This window comes from Pantoea sp. CS_6 (genome assembly GCF_041954745.1).
Classification (GTDB): domain Bacteria; phylum Pseudomonadota; class Gammaproteobacteria; order Enterobacterales; family Enterobacteriaceae; genus Pantoea; species Pantoea stewartii.
The window spans coordinates 446,341-466,664 of sequence record NZ_JAVAYG010000002.1 but is presented as its reverse complement, the minus strand read 5'-3'; the positions used below and the strand labels follow the sequence as shown (position 1 = coordinate 466,664).

20 protein-coding genes are annotated in these 20,324 nt (G+C 54.9%); 8 read left to right on the top strand and 12 right to left on the bottom strand.

Going from position 1 to position 20,324, the window contains the following annotated elements:
• Positions 1–54: 54 nt before the first annotated feature.
• Both RAC90_RS05160 and malK read right to left on the bottom strand, forming a co-directional pair.
• Positions 55–1,356 carry a maltoporin gene (locus tag RAC90_RS05160; RefSeq protein WP_039340341.1) on the bottom strand — a complete coding sequence of 434 codons (1,302 nt, stop codon included), beginning with the start codon at positions 1,354–1,356 and terminating at the stop codon, positions 55–57.
• Positions 1,357–1,372: 16 nt separating this feature from the next.
• The gene (gene malK / locus RAC90_RS05155; protein WP_039340343.1) at positions 1,373–2,506 is read right to left on the bottom strand and encodes a maltose/maltodextrin ABC transporter ATP-binding protein MalK; all 1,134 of its coding nucleotides are present in this window, start codon (positions 2,504–2,506) and stop codon (positions 1,373–1,375) included.
• 365 nt (positions 2,507–2,871) lie between these two features.
• Here malK and malE point away from each other — a divergent pair, with 365 nt between their 5' ends.
• From malE to malG, 3 genes are read left to right on the top strand one after another with little or no spacing between them, the layout of a single operon-like run.
• On the top strand, positions 2,872–4,056 hold the full coding sequence (gene malE, locus RAC90_RS05150; RefSeq protein WP_375124048.1) for a maltose/maltodextrin ABC transporter substrate-binding protein MalE: 1,185 nt from the start codon (positions 2,872–2,874) through the stop codon (positions 4,054–4,056).
• A 58-nt stretch (positions 4,057–4,114) separates the two neighbouring features.
• The gene (malF, locus tag RAC90_RS05145; RefSeq protein ID WP_375124047.1) at positions 4,115–5,653 is read left to right on the top strand and encodes a maltose ABC transporter permease MalF; all 1,539 of its coding nucleotides are present in this window, start codon (positions 4,115–4,117) and stop codon (positions 5,651–5,653) included.
• A 9-nt stretch (positions 5,654–5,662) separates the two neighbouring features.
• Complete coding sequence (gene malG / locus RAC90_RS05140) at positions 5,663–6,553, top strand: maltose ABC transporter permease MalG (protein ID WP_033741654.1); 891 nt, start codon at positions 5,663–5,665, stop codon at positions 6,551–6,553.
• A 55-nt stretch (positions 6,554–6,608) separates the two neighbouring features.
• Here the strand turns inward: malG and RAC90_RS05135 are convergent, their stop codons facing one another.
• From RAC90_RS05135 to RAC90_RS05125, 3 genes are all read right to left on the bottom strand, one after another.
• On the bottom strand, positions 6,609–7,169 hold the full coding sequence (locus RAC90_RS05135; protein ID WP_375124061.1) for an RNA polymerase sigma factor: 561 nt from the start codon (positions 7,167–7,169) through the stop codon (positions 6,609–6,611).
• A 5-nt stretch (positions 7,170–7,174) separates the two neighbouring features.
• Positions 7,175–7,594 (bottom strand): hypothetical protein, encoded by a 420-nt coding sequence (locus RAC90_RS05130; RefSeq protein WP_033741652.1) that lies wholly within the window; start codon positions 7,592–7,594, stop codon positions 7,175–7,177.
• Between the two features lie 211 nt (positions 7,595–7,805).
• Positions 7,806–9,419, bottom strand: coding sequence for an alkaline phosphatase (locus tag RAC90_RS05125; protein ID WP_205950175.1), 1,614 nt, complete (start codon positions 9,417–9,419; stop codon positions 7,806–7,808).
• 583 nt (positions 9,420–10,002) lie between these two features.
• Here RAC90_RS05125 and RAC90_RS05120 point away from each other — a divergent pair.
• Together RAC90_RS05120 and RAC90_RS05115 are read left to right on the top strand one after the other, a co-directional pair.
• Complete coding sequence (locus RAC90_RS05120; RefSeq protein ID WP_033741649.1) at positions 10,003–10,314, top strand: DUF1471 domain-containing protein; 312 nt, start codon at positions 10,003–10,005, stop codon at positions 10,312–10,314.
• A 284-nt stretch (positions 10,315–10,598) separates the two neighbouring features.
• Positions 10,599–11,699: an NADH:flavin oxidoreductase/NADH oxidase gene (locus tag RAC90_RS05115; protein WP_375124046.1), complete on the top strand. Its 1,101-nt coding sequence runs from the start codon at positions 10,599–10,601 to the stop codon at positions 11,697–11,699.
• A gap of 27 nt (positions 11,700–11,726) precedes the next feature.
• On the opposite strand, the gene RAC90_RS05110 is transcribed toward RAC90_RS05115, so the two are convergent.
• Together RAC90_RS05110 and RAC90_RS05105 are read right to left on the bottom strand one after the other, a co-directional pair.
• Complete coding sequence (locus tag RAC90_RS05110) at positions 11,727–12,362, bottom strand: aspartate/glutamate racemase family protein (RefSeq protein ID WP_058701908.1); 636 nt, start codon at positions 12,360–12,362, stop codon at positions 11,727–11,729.
• 135 nt (positions 12,363–12,497) lie between these two features.
• Complete coding sequence (locus RAC90_RS05105) at positions 12,498–12,890, bottom strand: VOC family protein (protein WP_058598228.1); 393 nt, start codon at positions 12,888–12,890, stop codon at positions 12,498–12,500.
• A 70-nt stretch (positions 12,891–12,960) separates the two neighbouring features.
• Between RAC90_RS05105 and RAC90_RS05100 the strand changes: the two genes are divergently transcribed.
• Positions 12,961–13,506 (top strand): GNAT family N-acetyltransferase, encoded by a 546-nt coding sequence (locus RAC90_RS05100; protein ID WP_058701909.1) that lies wholly within the window; start codon positions 12,961–12,963, stop codon positions 13,504–13,506.
• 273 nt (positions 13,507–13,779) lie between these two features.
• Here the strand turns inward: RAC90_RS05100 and RAC90_RS05095 are convergent, their stop codons facing one another.
• A complete protein-coding gene (locus RAC90_RS05095; protein ID WP_205950172.1) occupies positions 13,780–14,448 on the bottom strand; it encodes a cysteine hydrolase family protein in 669 nt (222 codons plus the stop codon).
• A gap of 134 nt (positions 14,449–14,582) precedes the next feature.
• On the opposite strand from RAC90_RS05095, the gene RAC90_RS05090 reads away from it, so the two are divergent.
• The gene (locus RAC90_RS05090) at positions 14,583–15,548 is read left to right on the top strand and encodes a GlxA family transcriptional regulator (RefSeq protein ID WP_172912500.1); all 966 of its coding nucleotides are present in this window, start codon (positions 14,583–14,585) and stop codon (positions 15,546–15,548) included.
• 126 nt (positions 15,549–15,674) lie between these two features.
• Here the strand turns inward: RAC90_RS05090 and RAC90_RS05085 are convergent, their stop codons facing one another.
• Genes RAC90_RS05085 through RAC90_RS05075 form a run of 3 tightly spaced genes read right to left on the bottom strand, consistent with a single transcriptional unit; the run spans position 15,675 to position 17,939 of the window.
• Positions 15,675–16,778, bottom strand: coding sequence for a M20 peptidase aminoacylase family protein (locus tag RAC90_RS05085; protein ID WP_375124045.1), 1,104 nt, complete (start codon positions 16,776–16,778; stop codon positions 15,675–15,677).
• A gap of 17 nt (positions 16,779–16,795) precedes the next feature.
• Positions 16,796–17,263 (bottom strand): YjiG family protein, encoded by a 468-nt coding sequence (locus RAC90_RS05080; RefSeq protein ID WP_033741638.1) that lies wholly within the window; start codon positions 17,261–17,263, stop codon positions 16,796–16,798.
• Positions 17,256–17,939 (bottom strand): nucleoside recognition domain-containing protein, encoded by a 684-nt coding sequence (locus tag RAC90_RS05075; protein WP_205950171.1) that lies wholly within the window; start codon positions 17,937–17,939, stop codon positions 17,256–17,258. Before RAC90_RS05075 ends, RAC90_RS05080 begins: the two co-directional genes overlap by 8 nt.
• 375 nt (positions 17,940–18,314) lie before the next feature.
• Between RAC90_RS05075 and RAC90_RS05070 the strand changes: the two genes are divergently transcribed.
• Complete coding sequence (locus RAC90_RS05070; protein ID WP_367143037.1) at positions 18,315–19,211, top strand: LysR family transcriptional regulator; 897 nt, start codon at positions 18,315–18,317, stop codon at positions 19,209–19,211.
• A gap of 207 nt (positions 19,212–19,418) precedes the next feature.
• Here RAC90_RS05070 and RAC90_RS05065 read toward each other — a convergent pair whose 3' ends face one another.
• Positions 19,419–20,309 (bottom strand): sugar phosphate isomerase/epimerase family protein, encoded by an 891-nt coding sequence (locus RAC90_RS05065; RefSeq protein WP_205950170.1) that lies wholly within the window; start codon positions 20,307–20,309, stop codon positions 19,419–19,421.
• Between the last annotated feature and the right edge of the window lie 15 nt (positions 20,310–20,324).

Below are 20,324 nucleotides of genomic sequence, written 5' to 3'. Positions count from 1 at the left end.
CAGCCGCTACCAGAAAAAAAGAATGCGGTTAGAGAACGTTAACCGGGGATCGCCTTACCACCAGATTTCCATCTGGGCGCCAAAGGTCCACTCGTCATTGTTGCCACGACTGTTGGTGAACAGGCCGTTGCCACTGCTGTCACGTGCGGCCAGCGTAGTGAGATCGCCCGCCGCATCTTTGCTGTAGCCCCACTTCTCGTCCCATTTGGCATAGGTCGCAAACAGACGCAGCGCCGGGCGCGACCAGATGCTGTCACCTGCCTGCCATTGCTGGGCAAGCGTGATTTTGTACTGGCCATTGCGCTCGCCGACCTCCTGAGACTTCACGTTGTCATAGCCGACTTCCAGCAGGGTGCTCATGATCGGTGTCCATTTGTACATTGGCCGCACGCCCACGGTGTACCACTCGTTGCCCCGGTTGTTATCGAGGTCGGTGTTCTGGTACATCGCGACGTACATCATGTCCCAGCGCTCTGCCAGCGAGATCGCGCCGTGATCCAGGATCCGGTACAGCCGGCCGTTGTTATTGATATTGCTGCCCTGCGCTAACCCTTTGCCCTGTGACGTCAGCGCGTCCGTGGCGTACTGGAGCACAAACTTGTTGTAGCCCTTCAGCATGCTCTGGGTATGTTCTGCGGTGAACAGCCAGCCATCTTTTGAGGCGCCCTCGTCCAGGCGATAACCGTCACGGGCATTGGCACGACCATAGTCCACGCCCAGTTCAAGCACGCCATTGGGGTTGGTTTCCAGTCCGGCCAGCCGCACGTCAAAGACATCGTCAGCTGTGCTGGTGGCGTAATTGCGGATTCGATCGCTGGAGAAGGTATACGAACCGCCCGCTTCTGAGGAACGGGTTGCCGCAAAAGAAAGCTTTCCAAATCCCAGATCGACATCTTCCAGGCCCGCCCCCGGCCCCGAAATATCCCAGTAGTAGAAGTCGATCATGTGTACATCGTGGCGTTGATAAAAACGCTTACCGGCCCAGATCGTAGAACCCGGCAGCGCATCAATCAGGTTCTTGCCTTTGACATTGGCCTCACGAAACGCCGGTGAGGTGGATTCCCAGTCATTTTGCTGAGAAACCGAGTACGCCACGTTGGTGTCAAAATAGAAGCTCTTATCGCCCTCTTTCCACACTTCCTGACCCAGCTTCAGTTCCGCGTAGGTTTCGCATTCGTTGCCGAGGCGGTATTTACTTTGTGCACCGGTTGCCTGAAAGCATTGCTGCTCGCCGCCGCTACCGGTCCAGCCGATGCCGGAGCGCGCATAACCGGAAAAATCCACCGCCATAAGCGGCGCAGACAGCGTGCCTGTCGCCACGGCCACGGCGAGGGAAAGCTTGCGCAGAGTTAACATTTTCGATCTCCTGAGGTTATTGCTTTTTGTATTTGGCGGGCTCAACACCGGGTTCCTGATGCAGCCTGCGGCACGCGCTTCCGTCCTCGCGGAACAGGTGACAACGCTCGGGCGGCAAGCCAATACCCATCGTGGTGCCCTCTTTTACCAACACCACGTCCTCCTGGCGGTACACCAGGTTTTGACGGATGGCGGGGATTTGGATGTGGATCTGCGTTTCATGTCCCAGTTGCTCGACAACCTGGACTTCACCTTCCAGCGTAACGTCGGCGATCTCGCTGGAGAGAAGGTGTTCGGGACGGATGCCCAGAGACATGTTGCTGCCGACCTGCACACCGGTGCTGTCGACCGGCAGCCATACAAATTGGTTATTGGGCAGGCGCACCTGCACCTGCTCAATGGCGGTCGCCGTGACCTTGACGGGCAGAAAGTTCATTTTGGGCGAGCCGATAAACCCTGCGACAAAGCGGTTGGCCGGATAGTGATACAGCTCCAGCGGTCGGCCAACCTGTGCGACGCGTCCGGCGTCCAGCACGACGATCTTATCGGCCAGCGTCATCGCTTCGATTTGATCGTGGGTGACATAAATCATCGTGCGTCCGAGGCGCTTATGCAGACGGGCGATCTCGATGCGCATCTGCACCCGCAGCGCGGCATCCAGATTAGAGAGCGGTTCATCCAGCAAAAAGACGCGCGGCTCTGCCACCAGAGTGCGGCCAATGGCCACACGTTGACGTTGCCCGCCGGAGAGCGCTTTGGGGCGGCGGTCAAGCAGATGTGCCAGTTGCAGCACTTCGGCGACCTGCGTCACGCGCTGTTCAATGTCCGCTTTCTTCACGCCCGCAAGCTTCAGGCCGAAAGACATGTTTTCAGCGACAGAGAGATGGGGATAAAGCGCATAGGACTGAAACACCATCCCGATCCCGCGTTCAGCGGGTGGGACATCATTCATTCGCCGATCGCCGATCAACAATTCTCCACTGGTGATGGTTTCCAGCCCGGCGATCATGCGTAAGAGTGTGGATTTGCCGCACCCCGACGGCCCGACAAAGACCACGAACTCCCCTTCAGCCATCTCCAGGTTAATGTTCTTCGACACCACCGTGTCGCCCCAGGCTTTGGTGACATTGCGTAATACGACGCTTGCCATAGTGCTTTCCTCTCACTCACGAATGCGGCCTGCACGGCAGCGGAAAATTCTGGCGTTTACTATGCGCAGAGCCTTACCCCGTCACATCCTCCGCAAACGCGCTTTTGCTGGGGGAGGAGCCGGGAGGAGGAGAACATGGCGACCTTGACGGACTGCGTGCCATCGCGCCGTTTTTTGTGATGGATAACGCAGTCTGGTGGGGGCCATTGTGTGAGCTGTACCGTGATAACGCGCTTATTTTGCTACGGCGATCACGGCCCGGCTGGCGCAGGCGTAGACCGCAGGAGGATGAGAAGCCCGACAGAACACCCACAATGTGGCGCAGGCAACAGATGTGTTTCCGCTAACAGGATGGAGTGTTAAAGATGAAAACCGGCGCAAAGATTTTGGCTCTGTCAGCCCTTGCGGCTGTGCTGTTCTCGGCCTCAGCCATGGCAAAAATTGAAGAAGGCAAACTGGTCATCTGGATCAACGGTGACAAAGGCTATAACGGCCTGGCCGAGGTGGGGAAAAAGTTTGAGCAGGAAACCGGTATCCACGTCACCGTCGAACATCCGGATAAGATGGAAGAAAAATTCCCCCAGGTTGCCGCAACGGGTGATGGCCCGGATATTATTTTCTGGGCGCACGATCGCTTTGGCGGCTATGCCCAGTCGGGTTTATTAGCCGAAGTCACGCCGGACGCGACCTTTCAGCAAACGATCTTCCCCTTCACCTGGGATGCGGTTCGCTACAATGGCAAATTGATCGGCTATCCGGTCTCGGTGGAATCACTGTCGCTGATTTATAACAAAGATCTGTTGCCAACGCCGCCGAAAACATGGGAAGAGATGGCCGCGCTGGATAAGCAACTGCGCGCAAAAGGCAAAAGCGCCATCATGTTTAATCTGCAGGAACCCTATTTCACCTGGCCTCTGCTGGCCTCCGGTGGCGCTTATGCCTATCAAGGAAACGCGGGCCATTACGATGTCAACAACACGGGCGTCGACAGTGCCGGGGCGAAAGCCGGTTTGCAGTTTCTGGTCGATCAGGTCAAGGCAAAGGTCCTGAATGCGGATACCGACTATTCCATTGCTGAAGCCGCCTTTAATAAAGGCCAGACGGCCATGACGATTAACGGCCCCTGGGCCTGGAGCAATATTGATAAAAGCGGTATTCACTACGGCGTTGCGGCATTGCCGACGTTAAACGGTAAACCGTCTAAACCTTTCGTTGGCGTGCTGAGCGCCGGCATCAATGCGGCCAGCCCCAATAAAGAGCTGGCAAAAGAATTTCTGGAAAACTACCTGCTGACGGATGCGGGTCTGGAAACCGTCAACAAAGACAAACCCCTGGGCGCGGTGGCGCTGAAGTCTTTCCAGCAAAAACTGGAAAAAGACACCCGTATCGCCGCTACCATGAACAATGCGCAAAACGGCGAGATTATGCCCAATATTCCGCAGATGGCGGCCTTCTGGTACGCCATGCGCACCGCCACGCTTAACGCCCTCAGCGGTCGGCAAACCGTCGATGCCGCGCTGAAGGATGCGCAGTCACGTCTGAATAAATAAACCTTATAAAGCGGGCCGGTAAAACGGGTCCGCCTCTTGCCGTTGAGGAAATCGGGTCATGTCAGAAAAACCGCAAGCGGGACGGCATCGTGCGTTGTTGAAAGGTCTGGTGGTGGGCATGTGCTGCCTGCTGGTCGGCTACCTGTTAGTGCTGATGTACGCCCAGGGGGAATACCTGTTCGCCCTGCTCACGCTGGTGATCAGCGGACTGGGGATCGGGATTTACAGCCAGCGCCGGGCTTACGCCTGGCGCTATGTTTATCCGGGCCTGGCCGGAATGACACTGTTTGTGTTGTTTCCCCTGGCCTGCACGGTGGGCATTGCTTTCACCAACTACAGCAGCACCCATCAGCTGAGTCAGGAACGGGCGGAGCAGGTCTTACTCAGCCGACACTATCAGGACGGCGCAGGTCTGAATTTTTCGCTGTTTGCGATAAACGATCGCTGGCAGCTGGTCCTGACGAACAGCGCAGATAATCAGTCTTGGATTTCCTCGCCCTTTTCCTTTGCGGCGGTCGGAAACCTGAAGATGGTCAGTGGGCCGATTCCAGAAGAAACGCGCGCGTCGCTCCGTGTCATTACGACGCATCGCCAGGCCCTGGGGAAGATCCGCGCTGAAATGCCGGATGGTCGTGAACTGGTGATGAGTTCGCTGCGTCAGTTTTCCGGCACACGTCCGCTGTATCAGGTGGTGGATCGTGACACGCTGAAAAATCAGCAAAGCGGCCTTCGCTATCGGGCAAACCCGGAAACGGGGTTCTACCAGGCGATCACTGCGCAGGGGCAATGGGGAAATGAACAGTTAAGTCCCGGCTTCACCGTAAGCGCGGGCTGGAAAAACTTTGTGCGGGTGTTTACCGATGAGGGGATTCAAAAGCCCTTCCTGGCGATTTTCGGCTGGACGATGATCTTTTCCTTACTGACGGTGGTGTTGACGGTCGCTGTCGGCATGGTGCTGGCCTGTCTGGTGCAATGGGAGGCGCTGAAAGGCAAAGCGATTTATCGCGTCCTGCTGATTCTGCCATATGCCGTGCCCGCGTTTATCTCCATCCTGATTTTCAAAGGGCTGTTTAATCAGAGCTTCGGCGAAATCAATGTGCTGCTCAGTACGCTGTTTGGGATCAAACCGGCATGGTTTAGCGATCCCACGCTGGCCCGCACGATGTTGATCATTGTGAATACCTGGCTGGGTTACCCCTACATGATGATCCTGTGCATGGGACTGCTGAAAGCGATCCCAGAGGATTTGTATGAAGCCTCTGCGATGGACGGTGCGGGCCCGCTGCAAAATTTCTTTTTAATTACGGTGCCGCTGCTGCTGAAGCCGTTAACGCCGCTGATGATTGCCAGTTTTGCCTTTAACTTTAATAACTTTGTACTGGTTCAGTTGCTGACCAATGGCGCACCTGACCGACTCGGCACGACCACACCGGCCGGTTACACCGACCTGCTGGTGAACTACACATGGCGCATCGCGTTTGAAGGCGGCGGCGGGCAGGATTTTGGTCTGGCGGCCGCGATTGCGACGCTGATTTTCCTGTTGGTTGGCGCTCTGGCGGTGCTGAATCTGAAAGCTGTGCGAATGAAATTTGATTAAGGAGACGTTATGGCTATGGTGCAACCCAAATCGCAACGGTTGCGTCTGCTTCTGACGCATCTGCTGCTGCTGACGTTTATCGCGGCAATCGTCTTTCCGCTGCTGATGGTCGTGGCCATCTCGCTGCGCGCCGGTAACTTTGCCACCGGCAGCCTGATCCCCGATCAGATCTCCTGGGAGCACTGGCGGCTGGCGCTGGGGTTCAGCGTCCAGCACGCCGACGGTTCCGTTACGCCGCCGCCCTTTCCGGTGCTGTTGTGGCTCTGGAACTCCGTGAAAATTGCCGCGATCAGCGCACTGGGCATTGTGGCGCTGTCGACCACCTGCGCCTATGCCTTTGCCCGTATGCGCTTTAAAGGCCGCGCCAGCCTGTTGAAAGGCATGCTGATTTTTCAGATGTTCCCGGCGGTACTGTCCCTGGTGGCGCTCTATGCCCTGTTTGATCGCATCGGACAATACGTGCCGTTTATCGGCCTGAATACTCACGGCGGTGTGATTTTCGCCTATCTGGGCGGTATTGCGCTGCATGTCTGGACGATTAAGGGCTATTTCGAAACGATTGACCGATCGCTGGAGGAGGCCGCTGCCCTTGACGGTGCCACGCCGTGGCAGGCATTTCGTCTGGTGCTGCTGCCGCTGTCCGTGCCCATTTTAGCCGTCGTGTTTATTCTGGCTTTTATTGCCGCCGTGACGGAAGTGCCGGTAGCGTCTTTACTGCTGCGCGACGTGAACAGCTATACGCTGGCAGTCGGGATGCAGCAGTACCTCAATCCGCAAAATTATCTGTGGGGGGATTTTGCTGCCGCTGCCGTGCTCTCTGCCATTCCGATTACCCTGGTGTTTTTGCTGGCGCAACGCTGGCTGGTTAATGGCCTGACCGCCGGTGGCGTTAAAGGCTGACAGCTTCATCATTTGCAACTGCTGTGTTCGTGTTGGCGGCCACTGGCCGCCTTTTTTAGTTGTCGTCTGTCAGATCGTCATAAACGGCACGCAGGCGCATACGCAGATACAGCACGGCTTTGTGCTTGCGCGACAACAGAGTCTGAACGCTTACGCCGGTGGCGTGAGACAGTGCTTTGTAACTTATGCCCTGCAGTTCTGTTTTATCGAACACCTCAAACTGCGCTGGCGGCAGTTCAGACAGTGCCGCTTCCAGGGCTTCCCAAAGCAGCCCCCTGAGATAATCGTCTTCGGGCGTTTGCGGCGTGCCAAACAGGGTTTCCGCCAGTTCGACGTCTACCGCCTCCTCCTCCTCATCCTGCTCATAAGAAAAAAGCGGCAGTTCTCGTTTCTTACGCGCCCGGTCGGTCATTTCATTACGCGCCGCCCGAAACAACCACGCCGAGATATTCTCTACAGGTTGTTCTACCCCGATCAGCTGACAGGTCACTTCCTGCAAAATATCCTCAGCCTCATCGCGAACGGCGATGCGACCCCGGATAAAAGCGTGGAGTTTTGTTTTGCAGCGTTCAAGCGCTTTTACCAGTGATGCGGCTTGTAATACGCTGGCCTTCATCGTCATTACTCTGTCCGGGTGTCAGAGTGAGTGTCCGCAGACGGTGGCTGCTCTTCCCGGCATCTGTCCCGACGGTGGTGAGCACGATGGCCGAACCCTTCACGCCGTTGCTTCATAAATTCATCCCGTTCTTCCGGTGTCATCTGCATCCAGCGCTCATGCATGCGCCGCCGCGCCTTGCCAAACATCCCCGGTCTGATGCCCAGGCCGCCAAACAGAATCCGGCACAGCAGCAGCAGTCCGGCGGCCTGCCAGAAACCAATTGTTTTAACGCCTGTAATGGCAGGCAGTATGGCATTCCATAGTGTCATGACCAGCAGACACAGCACGACAATTAACACGCCCCCGACAATGAACGCCTTTGGCAGGCGGTGCCTGCCCATGCCGCGAGAAGGGTGAAACGGGTGATTATCGACATTTCTCATAGTTGTATGACCTCAGCAGTGATTAACATGATGAGGTAGACGAATGAGCCCGCAAAATATTGCTGGCTCGTTAAAAAAAATTTGTTGAGTGTGAAAGGTGGCGGTCAGTTCTGGCATAAAACCGCGCTGCCGATCAGCACAGGCCGACCGGCAACGGGCAAGAGGTTAAAACCACGGGACAGAAAATCCCGCTCATGGTGACAACGTCACATCATGATTTACTTACTTGGTCAGGCGTCACTTTTTCGACCGCCCTGCCTTCAAGCACCGCCTTCACAACGGTAAAAACGTCGGTGTTATCAATATAGTCGCCCTGGTTGTAGCCTACATGCTTAGCATAGCCCGCATCGATGCCACGCACGCGCTCCGCAAAGGCATCGGCCCCAACGCCTTTTGCCCACAGCGGCACAAGCGCGTTGGAATGGTTGCCGGTTGGACGGAATGAGATGCCGGGCATCATGCCTTTCCCTTTATTAATGACGGCCTGGAAAGGGATGTTCTGCGCATCGGGTCCCATTGGCATGCCGTTGTCGTGATCGGTCGTCACGATCAATAGCGTCTCGTTCCAGTTACTGTTTTTCTCTACCCATTCAATCACGGAGGCCACAGCGTTGTTGAAGTCTGCACTTTCTTCAATCAGGCGACCATATTCCACGCCGACGCAGTTAGGGTTGTAGGAATTCCCCCAGTCGCCTTTTTCGCTACAGGCATTGCTGGTATGCGCGGACCAGTCAGTCGCACCGCCTTCGACCATCATAAAAAAGCCGTCGGGGTTTTTACTCAGGTGCTGAATGGCTCCCCGGGTCATCGTATTCAGGGTCGGTACCGTGGCAATAAACGCATCCCCGGACGGATTCGCCGCATCTTTACCAACAATGGCGGCCTGACGGCCCTGCTGCAACGTGCCGTTGGGGGCAACGTTCGGCGATCCCAGTAACGGGCCGCTATGAACCAGCGCGCCACTGGCGAGGCGGGCAAACGCCTCAGTACTGCGCACCACTTTCCACGGCTGACCACCCGCAGGGGCCAGCTTGCCAGCATTGAGCAATGTCCAGTCAGCTTCAGACAGGTAACGGTGCGCATCTTCTCCGCACCCCACGGTGGTTTCGTTTGAAGCCAGATGCTGACAGTCGGTGCCGTTGGCGTTAAAGCCCGGCAAACCGGTTCCCATAATCAGATCCAGTTTCCCTGACGTCAGCATTTGTTTCGCAATCGCGTGATAATCGTTACGCGACGCGTTTTGTGCGCCAAAGGCGGCGGGCGTGGCGTGAGAGAATGGCACGCTGGTGACGACGCCTGTCGCTTTGCCCATGGCTTTCGCCGTTAGTGTGACAAAATCAACCGGTTGTCCGTTGTTATCGACGTTGATGGCATTGTTATAGGTTTTAATTCCTGACGCCAGCGCTGTGCCGGCGGCGGCGCTGTCCGTTGGATTCACCGCCAGATAGTCGTAACCCCTGAACGGCAGATCCTTATTATCTGTTCGGGTTGTATCCCAGGCTTTCTGCGGATCGTAATTAACCAGAGAGGCATTATTGTGCGTGGCTTTTTTTGAGGCATTCAGGGGATAGGTTGTCATGGCATATTTTGCCGGAAACGCGGCATACGGCGTACTTTCACGGCTGCCATACTGCCAGTAGGCTGTTGCATCCCAGGTGCCCCAGCCTGCCCCGTCATTAATCATGATAATCACATTTTTGGCTTTCACTTCTGCCGCCAGCACGGCGGAGCTGGCGGTCATACCGCCCATTGCCAGCATAAGCAGACTGAGTTTACCCAGAGAAAACGCGGCAGCGGTACGGTAAAGACGTGGTTTGCGTGACATAAAACTCTCCCTATCATTGCGGCAAGCCCCTGACAGACAAGCCAGGTTTCAACCCATGTCAAACAATGTCTGTTTGTAACATTGATGGCTGCGCAGTATTACGGCGACGTGTGACAGTTTTATGAAGAAAATCCCCCTCTGTTTCCCCCCTGTCTGACCATCGCTTGCGGCGTAACGGATAAAAAGCTTTTATATCAATGCATTGAGGCATCACTTTAAAAAACCTGCTGCAGAAAGCGTGCTGTGTAAAGCTCTGTAAGTGAGCACACGGATGACCCAACGTTAATGCCAGGGCGTGCCGACTTTGTTTGTTAATTTGACGTTGGGATTTTGTGTCTTAATTTCACAACCTGTAAGCAGACACAAAAATCCTGCCAAATTTCAGCTCAAGTGTGGCGGAAGCTTTCATAAGCCTCTGATTAGCAAGAAAAGCCAAATTCATTTACTTGAAAAGGTATTTGATAACTTCTGCCGACAGTATTTAACACGGCAATAAAACGTAAGCACATAGCAAACCCGTAACGATCACTGTCGCGTCGTTTGCCCGTGATAGCGATACATTCCGATATTCAGGAGCATTAAAATGAAAGCACTTGTTCAGGATCTTTTGTCTATCTTCTCTCCTCAGACAGTCAGCCCTGTGTTTATCCGTAGCGGCTTATCTCAGGAAGAAAAAAATGCCATCACCCCGATGGGCGTAACGACGGTGACCTGGGCGACCTCAATGCAGGAAGTGACTGATGCGCTGCTGCGCAAAGCCACCGAGGCCGGTGCTGTGGGTTACCACATTACCCAGGTTGATTCTCACAAACCCGGTAATGACCAGCAGCATATTCTGGAAGCGACCGCGACCCTGTATGCGCTGGATGAGAAGGCATTGCAGAGAGCACACTAGTGACATCTCCATCTTCGCAACGCGTTTTTAGCCCTTCCGAACCCTGCTGATTATCCGGATGATAACAGCAGGGTTTTTTGATCCTTTTCCTGCTGCCAACGCCGGCATAGTCTGCATTTTTAAACATTTCTCCGGTGTCTCATCGTGCGGTGTAAATCAGAAACTTAACTGTATGATGTAACTAATATCAGTTAAGGGATAAATTGTTTTGCCGCCTGTCGCCCCTGTTTTGCATTCAGCCACTATAGTTTTTCAACGTATTGATTCTCAGACATGAGGTTTTTATGAGCACGCTGTTTTCCACTTTTTCACTCGGTGAATTAACGCTCGATAACAGAATTGTTATTGCGCCAATGTGTCAGTATTCCGCTGAAGAGGGTTGCGCAACCGCCTGGCATCGTATCCATCTGGGGCAGCTCGCCTTTTCAGGGGCTGGACTGTTAATCATTGAAGCGACCGCGGTAGAAGATATTGGTCGTATCACCTACGGCGACCTGGGGTTATGGAATGATGAAACCGAAGCCGCACTGGCGGCGGTATTAGCGGACATCCGTCGCTATTCCGATATGCCGATTGGTATTCAGTTGGGTCATGCCGGGCGCAAAGCATCCTGCGACGTGCCGTGGGAAGGCGGCGAACACATCTCGCCTCAGAACGGTGGCTGGCAAACCGTGGCCCCTTCCGCCCTGCCGTTCAGTGAAGGCGATCATCCGCCCAGCGCAATGGACGCCAGCGCGCTGGCGCGTGTCAAAGAGGCGTTTGTCGCTACGGCAAAACGGGCCGTTCGTCTTGGCCTTGAACTCATTGAGGTGCATGCCGCGCACGGCTATCTGCTGCACCAGTTTCTGTCGCCGCTTTCCAATACCCGCGATGATGAATACGGCGGCTCACTGGAAAACCGAATGCGTTTTCCGCTTGAGGTCTTTAAAGCAGTACGTGAGGCCGTCCCGGCCGCCATTCCGGTGGGCGTGCGTATTTCTGCCAGCGACTGGGTTGAGGGCGGCTGGGATGTAAGCCAGTCCATTGCCTTTTCGCAACAGCTGGAAGCGCTGAACTGCGCCTATATCCACGTTTCCAGTGGGGGCCTGTCAGAACAGCAGCAGATCAGCGTCGGCCCGAACTATCAGGTCCCTTTTGCGCGGGATATTCGTCAGCAAATCGGTATCCCGGTGATTGCGGTAGGTTTAATTACCGAGCCGCAGCAAGCCGAAGATATTTTGCAGCAGGGGGAAGCGGATCTGGTCGCGCTGGCACGCGGTATGCTCTATAACCCACGCTGGCCATGGCACGCCGCTGCCGCATTCGATGCAACGGTGAAAGCGCCGCCGCAGTATCTGCGCTCTGAACCTCACGGCGCAAAAGGAACACTGACGCCGGACGAGTAAAACGTTGAGGCCGCACGGCGTGCGGCCTTACTGATAGTGTTGAAGACAGCGCTGTAGCGCCAGATGCGGGCCGGTCAGGGGCTGACGTGTTGATGCGAAATGCGCCGCCGCCGGTGCCATTGACGTCTGCGCCAGCACAACCTGCTCCGCGCCCTGCTGCCAGGCCGCTTCAACCGCTTCTGTTACGCAGTCAAGATAGCCTGTCTGATCCCCCGCTTTAAACTTCTGCCACGCCCCCGGAATCAGAACGACCTCTGCCCGCCCGTTGGCACCGTGAAACAGTGCCCGCGTGGCGCCCAGCGTGGATTCAGCCGCACAAAGCACGACCGTTTGCCTGGGATTTTCGCGGACCGCCTCTGCCAGCATGCTGTCTGTGCGCCAGACCACGCACGGCGAAGATGCGTTTGTAAAGCTTTCAGCCACCGGTCCGAGCGTGGAACAGGTCATCAGAATGGCGTCAAAATGGGGTTGCAGACTCGCCAGCAACGCGCCGATCCGTGCATGAAGTTCCGGCGTCAGTCCGCCACTGGCTTCGGCCTCCGCCAGCAGCTGCGGCATCACCAGATGACTCAGTTGCAGATCTCCCGACGGCAACTGGCTCGCTGCATCGTCAAAGATGGGAATATTGCTGGCCGCAGTATGTAAACAGGCAATGGCGATCATGTGTGGGCTCGGCGTAAAAACGGGTTTTCATCATGCCATGGGCGACGCCAGATTCAAACGTCTCATCTGTAAGAGAGAGCCGCACGCCATAAACCCACCAGTCCGTGTGGTAGCGCCTGCTTATTACTTATGCCGTCAGGCCTGCCATGCGGCATGCTGGATAACGATCCGATAGCCGTCCCTGTCCTGAAAGGTTGCGCCGTTTTTTGCCCAGTACGGGTTAAAAGACGTCACTTCAGTAAACCCGGCACGCGTCATTACCTGACAACGTTGCTGCCAGCACGCCGCGTCCGGCAGATACAGCACCAGCAGATCGTCAACCGTTGTCGCGGGCTGGACAGGATGGTGCTGACAAAACGTAAACTCCAGATGCCAGGGCAAGGTCTTATCACCCAGCATAATGCCGCTGAATCCGTCATGGTCCCTGAACTCCCCCAGTTTATGCAATCCAAGGCCAGTGCAGTACAGGTCTGCGCTCGCGGTCAGGTCACTGACCGGGCGCGCAATGCGCAGTTGTTGTATCACCATTGCTTCTCCTGATTCTGTAAAAAGGCTATTAATAGTGGGCGTGGATAACGGCATAACAGTGAGGTTTATAATGTATCTGCAGTCAGCACGTTTGTTGCTCAGAGCTATGCGCCCTTCCGATGACAAGGATCTGTTCCGCATTTATGGCGATCCCGCGACCAACACGTTTAACCCGGCAGGCCCGTATCCGAGCCTGGCGTTCGCGCAGCAGAAGCTGGCCGAGAGGCTGACCGCTTTTGAACGGTACGGGTTTGAAAGCTGGGCGATATCGACGCGAGATGCGCCCGATACGCTGATTGGCTTTGGTGGGTTGAGCGTACGTAAGTTTGCCGGTGAGTTGACCAATAATCTTGGCTATCGCTTTGATACCCAGGCATGGGGTAAAGGTTATGCTACTGAGCTGTCACGTTTTGCCCTGGATTACGGCTTCAACGAGCTGGGGCTGGCGTCCGTGACCGCATCGGTACGACGTCATCATCAGGCTTCAATTCATGTGCTGGAGAAAAGCGGGTTGCGCTACATCAAAGAGATTTATGACGTCGAAAATGCCCCGCCAAGCCTGTGTTATGCGATGACGCGTGAGCAGTGGCAGGCCTCAGCGGAACGTAAATATTAGCAGGGTGAGCTGTTAATTAACCTGCACGCAGCCGGATGTGAACGCACCAGGATGTGTACTTATCGTAACGGTGATCGCCAGAGGATTTGTCAAGACGACTTGCTGAAAGGCGCTCCGCGATGATTGTCGATTCACACGCAGAACCCGTGTAAATGGGATTCTGCATGAGGGTGCATTTGCTGGTTTCTACGTTTTTATTGGACGGGTCGCCTGAGGTGGTGTCCCTGACACAGTAACAGTCGAAGGCATTTACCACTGTCACCGGTATTGCTTTCAGACCACATTTCCGTCCAGGCATGGCGCTGCATCACACAGCACCCCCCGGGCGCGCTGGTTGGAGCGCAGAATGCTATCGCGCACCGGTACGGTGCCGCTCTCAATGCAGGCTGTCCACTGCTGAGTAGTCAGCACGGCCGCAAAGTTTGACTGCAGCACTACACAGCATACCCGATGAATCTCTTCTGCACTCACGCGCCCTGCCTGATTTTGGTAAGGAACTGAACCTGAAGCATCACTGAGGTATTCCACAGCAATGCCGTTATGCCACGCATGATTAATGGTAGAAAGATTGCAGTTGTGAGTCATATAGCCCACTACCGTCAGCGTGTTAATGGCGTGATCGGCTAACCAGTGCGCCAGTCCCGTTCCGGTAAAAGCGCTGGCCCGATTTTTACTCAAAAGAAGCGCTCGGGGACGTGAAGCGACAACGGGATGCAACTGCCAGCCATCGCTGTTAATCGCAAAAAGCGGTGATTCTGCAGGCGCAGTATGCTGTACCACGATTACCGGTATGTTTGCCGCACTCGCCCTGTCCATGGCAATCGCGATGTTTTCCAGTGAATGTTGCGGATGTGGATATTCAATCGGCAACGCGCCGCTGAAATATTCATTCTGTACATCAATGACAATAAGCGCGCGTTGAGGTAAAGCGGAAACGGTCATAGCCAAATTCCTCAGATTAGTGGCTCTACAGAGCGTAAAGCCGTAGACACCATCTTCACCCGACGATAATCTCAGCAACAGCGTCCCGAAAGACAACGCACGAAAGTATTGGGCCATCGTTATGGAGAATGATCATGTCGTGCAAAAATATCGCGGTACTGGCTTTTCATGACATCAGTCCTTTTCATCTTTCAGTGCCCTGTCTGGTTTTTGAAAACCGTACCGAACATGGCCTGCCCGCTTTTAACCTGCGGGTTTGCGCAGCCGAGACCGCCAGCGGTGATTTAATTCGTACCTGTGCGGGTTTTATGCTGAAAAGTGAGTTGACGCTCGAAGATGCAACAGACGCGGATGTCTTAATTGTTCCCTCCTGGCGTAGCCCACAGGAGCGTCCGTCGGACGCTATGCTGCATGCGATACGAATGGCAAGACAGCGCGGTGCTACGGTCGTGGGGTTGTGCCTGGGTGCGTTTGTGTTAGCAGAGGCTGGCGTACTGGACGGATACAAAGCGACTACACACTGGAGCGCAGCACCGTATTTCGCGCAGCATTTTCCCAAAATCAAGCTGATGCCAGATGTGTTGTATCAGGATGCGGATGACGGCAGGCTGGTTACCTCTGCCGGGACAGCCGCCGGTCTTGATTGCTGCCTGCACCTGGTTCGTCGCTGGCACGGCGCCGATATCGCCAATAAGATTGCGCGCCGGTTGGTCACGGCCCCGCATCGCCAGGGAGGACAGGCCCAGTTCATTGAACAGCCTCTCCATAGCCAGCCGGGAGGCGATCGTCTGTCAGACCTGCTGAACTGGATGGTGGCCAATCTTGCAGAGCAGCACTCTCTGGATTCACTGGCGCAGCGGGTTGCAATGAGCCGACGTAATTTCACCCGCCGTTTTCGCGACCTGACAGGTATGACGGTCAGTCAGTGGTTACAGGGACAAAGGCTGGCCTATGCGCAACGCTTACTCGAAAGCACACCCCATTCTGTAGAATATGTGGCGCAGTTATCAGGCTTCGGCAGCGCCGTATCACTACGCCAATATTTTAATAAAGCGTTTAATACCTCACCCTCCGCATGGCGGGCACTGTTTGCTCATTGAGGGTAAACGATATTTATCCTTTGCTTTTGCTGAGGCGGCACTGTGAGAGATCCTCGTCGGCTCTCTTATCTGTCGCTAATGTCCGGCGGGCATGGCACATCCCTGCGCCACGGGCATCCGTGATAATCAGCCAAGCACATCCTGCACGCAGGCTTTAAACACTTTCACCCCAAGCGCCAGCGCGTCACGGTCAAAATGCATCTCCGGATGATGCAGACCGGGCGTCAGGTTGGCCCCCAGTCCCCAGAAGCCGCCTTTAATCTGTGGACGAAGACGCAGATAGTGAAAGAAGTCTTCACTGCCGGGTGTCGACTTCGGCGCAGTGAGGCCGGTTTCGCCAAATACGCTGCGAATACCGCGTGCGATCACCTCTGTGGCCTCGTCATGGATAATGGCGGCGGGCATCTCTTTCAGAATGCGGATCTCTGCGCGTGCGCCATAGGCGGCGGCGCTGCTCTCAATCGCGCGTACCACCTGTGGTTTGAGGGTAGTCATCGCTTCGTTCTCTGCCGCACGCAGATCCCAGCACACCTGCGCTTTATCAGGGATTGAGTTAGTCACGCCCGCATCACAGAGAAACCGCGTCGCTTTTGCGCTCCATGTCAGCGACGGAGCAAGATGAATGCCGTTCACCGCCTGCACCGCGTGCGCAGCGGCATCCAGTGCATTGACGCCCAAATGTGGCCGCGCGGCGTGCGCCGCTTTGCCGTGGAACATCACTTCCACGGTAGCGGACGCTGAGTAGTACATCGCCGGCACGGCCTGGCCCATCGGGCACTCCTCCAGCGGGCGCAGGTGGAAGCCGAGCAACATGTCGACATCATCAAGCACGCCGCCTTCGGTCAGGGCAATCGCCCCGGTGCCCAGCTCTTCCGCAGGCTGGAAGATGAATTTTAACCGGCCCTTTTTCACCAATCCTTCAGCCATCACCTCCTGGGCGGTGGTCAGTACGACGGTGGAGTGGCCATCGTGCCCACAGGTGTGACGCGCCACATGTTGGCCGTCAATGATATGCCCCAGCGCATCCATATCGGCGCGCAGCGCTAACGTCGGGCCAGGCTTACCGCTGTCCAGGACGGCGACAATACCGGTGGTGTTGTTTACCTGGCGAGTGACCCGGTAGCCCGCCGCCTCCAGTACGCCCGCGATATAGGCGGACGTTTTAAACTCTTCGAACCCCAGTTCCGGGATTTGGTGCAGGTAATTAAAGTGCTCAAGTGTACGCGACACGTCTTACTCCTTAGTGCTCAGGCAATAACGCGCATAATCAGCATGGCGATTACGGCATTGAGAATGCTGACCGCCATCAGTAACGGCCAGTACTTCTTCGGCACATCGGCCACGCCCAGCAGGCGGCCCATATACTGGAGTTGCGAGCCCATCAAAAAGATGGCGGGCGCGAGAATGGTAATCTGGGCCATATCAAGCTGGCCTTTACTCAGCAGGCTGACGGCAACGCCGGTGCCCGCAGAGGAAGAGAGCCAGGCGGTTAACAGTACGGTGATCGCCTCGCCCGGCAGGCCAAAAAGCCCCATCAGCGGTGCGCAAATGTGCCCAATAATCTGCATCACGCCCAGCAAATTGAGCATTTCAGCGATGACATAGGCCATTAATACATTTGGCATCAGGTTATTAATGGCGATATTAAAGCCTTTGCGCGCACCAATAACGAAAATATCAAACGGATTACCGGAGACTTTTGCCTGATTATTCATTGTCGAAATCTCGCTTATAAACAGTATTTAATGCCAGGCGAACCACGGCGGCACCGACGAATTTAAGGACAAACATTAAAATCAGCGGAATAATAATGGGGAGCGTTAATGAAGCGAACATCGCCGAGCCGATAGAGAAATAGTTATTAATCAACCCGGCACCCGAGTATTGCCACGAGCCCATAATCACCACATCTTTACGGGTGATTTTTTTGCTGTCATAGAGCTCTTTGGTTAATGCCGCGCCGGCATCGGTGCTTTGCAGATCGGTAATCAACGCAAGACCGGTATAACCCGGAATCCCGAGCAGTGGTTTTAACAGCGGAGTAAGTAATTTATGTGCCGCGCGGATCGCGCCGTAATGAGTGAAGATTTCCAGCAGGCCGAGTGCCAGCATTACCGTGGGCACCAGCGAGAGTGCAAAGAGGAAGCCGGCTTTGGCGCTCAGGCCGCCGCTGCCGATAAAGGTATTGGTTTCCGGCGTTTTCATGGTGCCGAACGCGCCACCTAACGTGGTAAAATCGAATGCACCCAGCCAGGCCATACCGTCAACTTTAAAAAAGAAGCCGGAAAAGACCAGCAGCACAATGACCAGTGAAATCCACGCACCCGGCCCCACTTTCCACTCCTCTGTCGCTTCTTTATCTGGCTGCTTCAGTGTTTTTGATTCGCTCATATCATCTCTCTTTACATCTGTAATGGAAAAGTCCTGATACTAAGCAGGATCCATGCCTGAATAGCCCAGCCGTGAAATAAACCTCTTTATTAAGATTTTTAGTGCAGTAAAACCCCTTCCCAAAAAAACATGAGAAAGCCATATCCCTTTTCGGAGAAGTGTATTTTTCTCTGCGTGCCTAAAGGCGCAGGCAAATAATTTCTCACCGTTTTTGGGCGCGCTTTTGGTGCAGTACGATGTTGTTCGCTTTTTTTCTTTTCTGACCAGCGAAAATTAACGGTTAATTTGATTATCACTATTTAAAGAGCTTGATAAATAGCCGTGGAGTGATGTTATTGTTGCCTTAAGGTCAACAGTAACGAGGAAATGTGGCAGATGTTCCAGGATAAACAGGTGGGCTATCTGTATGAAGTCGGTAATCAGGGCGGCATTCGCCGCGCGGCAGATATCCTTGGGATTAATGCGTCGGTCGTCAGCCGTCAAATCGCACAACTTGAGCGTGCGCTACAGCTTCCCTTGCTGGAACGGCGTGGGCGTAACGTGGTGTTGACCGAAGCGGGACGCCTGCTGGCAGAGGACTATTTTGTCAGCCGTATGCGGCGCGAAAAGCTGGAGAGCCAGCTTAAAGATCTGCGCCATATGCGCGGCGGAACGCTTTCGGTGCGCATTGGCGGCGGACTGATCACGGCGTTTATCGAAGGGGTTATGCGCGAATTTGCCCAGTCTTACCCGCAGGTGTTTGTCGATATTGTGGTCGGCAGCATGCAAGAGATGATGAACGATATCGTCAGCGGCGAAGCGGATATGGCGCTGGCGTTTGGTCCGATTGGCACACCGGAACTGAAGCGGCACAGTTTTAAGTGGGGGCCGATCTGTGCCGTCGTCGCGCCGCAGCATCCTGTCGCCAGTCTCACCAGCATCACCATTGAAGCGTTGACTGCTCACCCGCTTATCGCCCTTACAGAGAACTTCGGCCTGCAGCGGCATATGAACGCGATGTTCAAAAGCCAGGGCCTGCAGTTTCATCCGGCTTACCGGTGTAACCTCTTCTCGACCGCCATGAACCTCAGTCAGGCCGGGCTCGGCGTCTCATTTATGACGGCACACGCCGCCGCCGACCCGATTCGCCAGGGCACACTTGTCGCCGTGCCAATCGATCACCCGATTGCCAGTAGCGCTCAGTGTCACCTGTTACGAAACTCCGACAGGCGTTTTACCCCGGCAGCCCATCATATGTGGCGACTTCTGCATAATGCATTTCGCGACAGATAAAGGCAGAGACAGCCGTAAGGGCTGGATGTCATGCCAAATGCAGAAACAAATGGACAGCGAAGATGGCTGAAGCCAGCGGTGAGCAAGGAGAAGCGATAAACCGTTGAGTCAGACAGTCAGTACTGAGGCAGTAACAGCCTGCGAGGTATCGCTTAAAAGCCCGGCGTGAAGGCGGAAATACCTTCCCCATCATGCCGGGCAGATGACTCAGCGTGGTGGCGTGAGCAATTCCCGTTCTATCCGCTCCCGGGTCTCAACGGCCTGATATTTCATTTTTTCCGGGTAACCGAACAGCGAAGCGGCCACGACAGGTTCGCCACCCACTTTGAACGTCTGCTCTGCAAACTTCATTTCCCGCAGGGTGCGGAACAGCGTCTCAAAATCCACCTCGCCTTCTCCGATGCCAACATGCTGATGAATGGTCGCATCGACACCGGGTGGATTGACAATGTAGCGGCAATGTTTGGTGTGATTCATCGTATCGGCAATGAGAACATGAGAGAGATCGTGCCCCGCATGACGAAGCATCCTCTCTACGTCCCCTTTTCCTTTATCATAAAAAAAGGTATGCGGAACGCTGTAAACGTATTTAACGTTATCGCTCCTGAATGACCTGACCATATTGACGGTTTCGTCGCTTTCTTCGCAGAAGTCCCATGGATGCGCCTGTATTTCTACACGGATGCCTTCACGTTCGAACAGCGGAAGTAGTGTTTCCATCGAGCGGTAAAACATCTCATCGCAGATTTCAGGTTGATTAGGATCGCCCGCCAGTTCGGTATTAATGACCTGAACCCCCATTTCGACGGCGATTTCAACGAGGCGTGTCCAGTTTTTTACCGCCGCCTGTCGGCGCAGTTCATCCGGGCCAGACCAGCGGTAAACACAAATAAAAGAGGAAATTTCAACGCCCGTTTCGCGCAGGGCCTTCTTATACTCCGCAATGATTTCGCGGCTTGCGCGGGGATGTTTATAGAACGGATTAATTTCCGGATGCGGAGACTGCTCGATGTACTTGTAGCCCCATTCCGACACCTGACGGACCATTTTGGTGATACCCAGATCTTTGATTACATCTACGTCGAATGCAATTTTCATTGATGCCACCTTTAC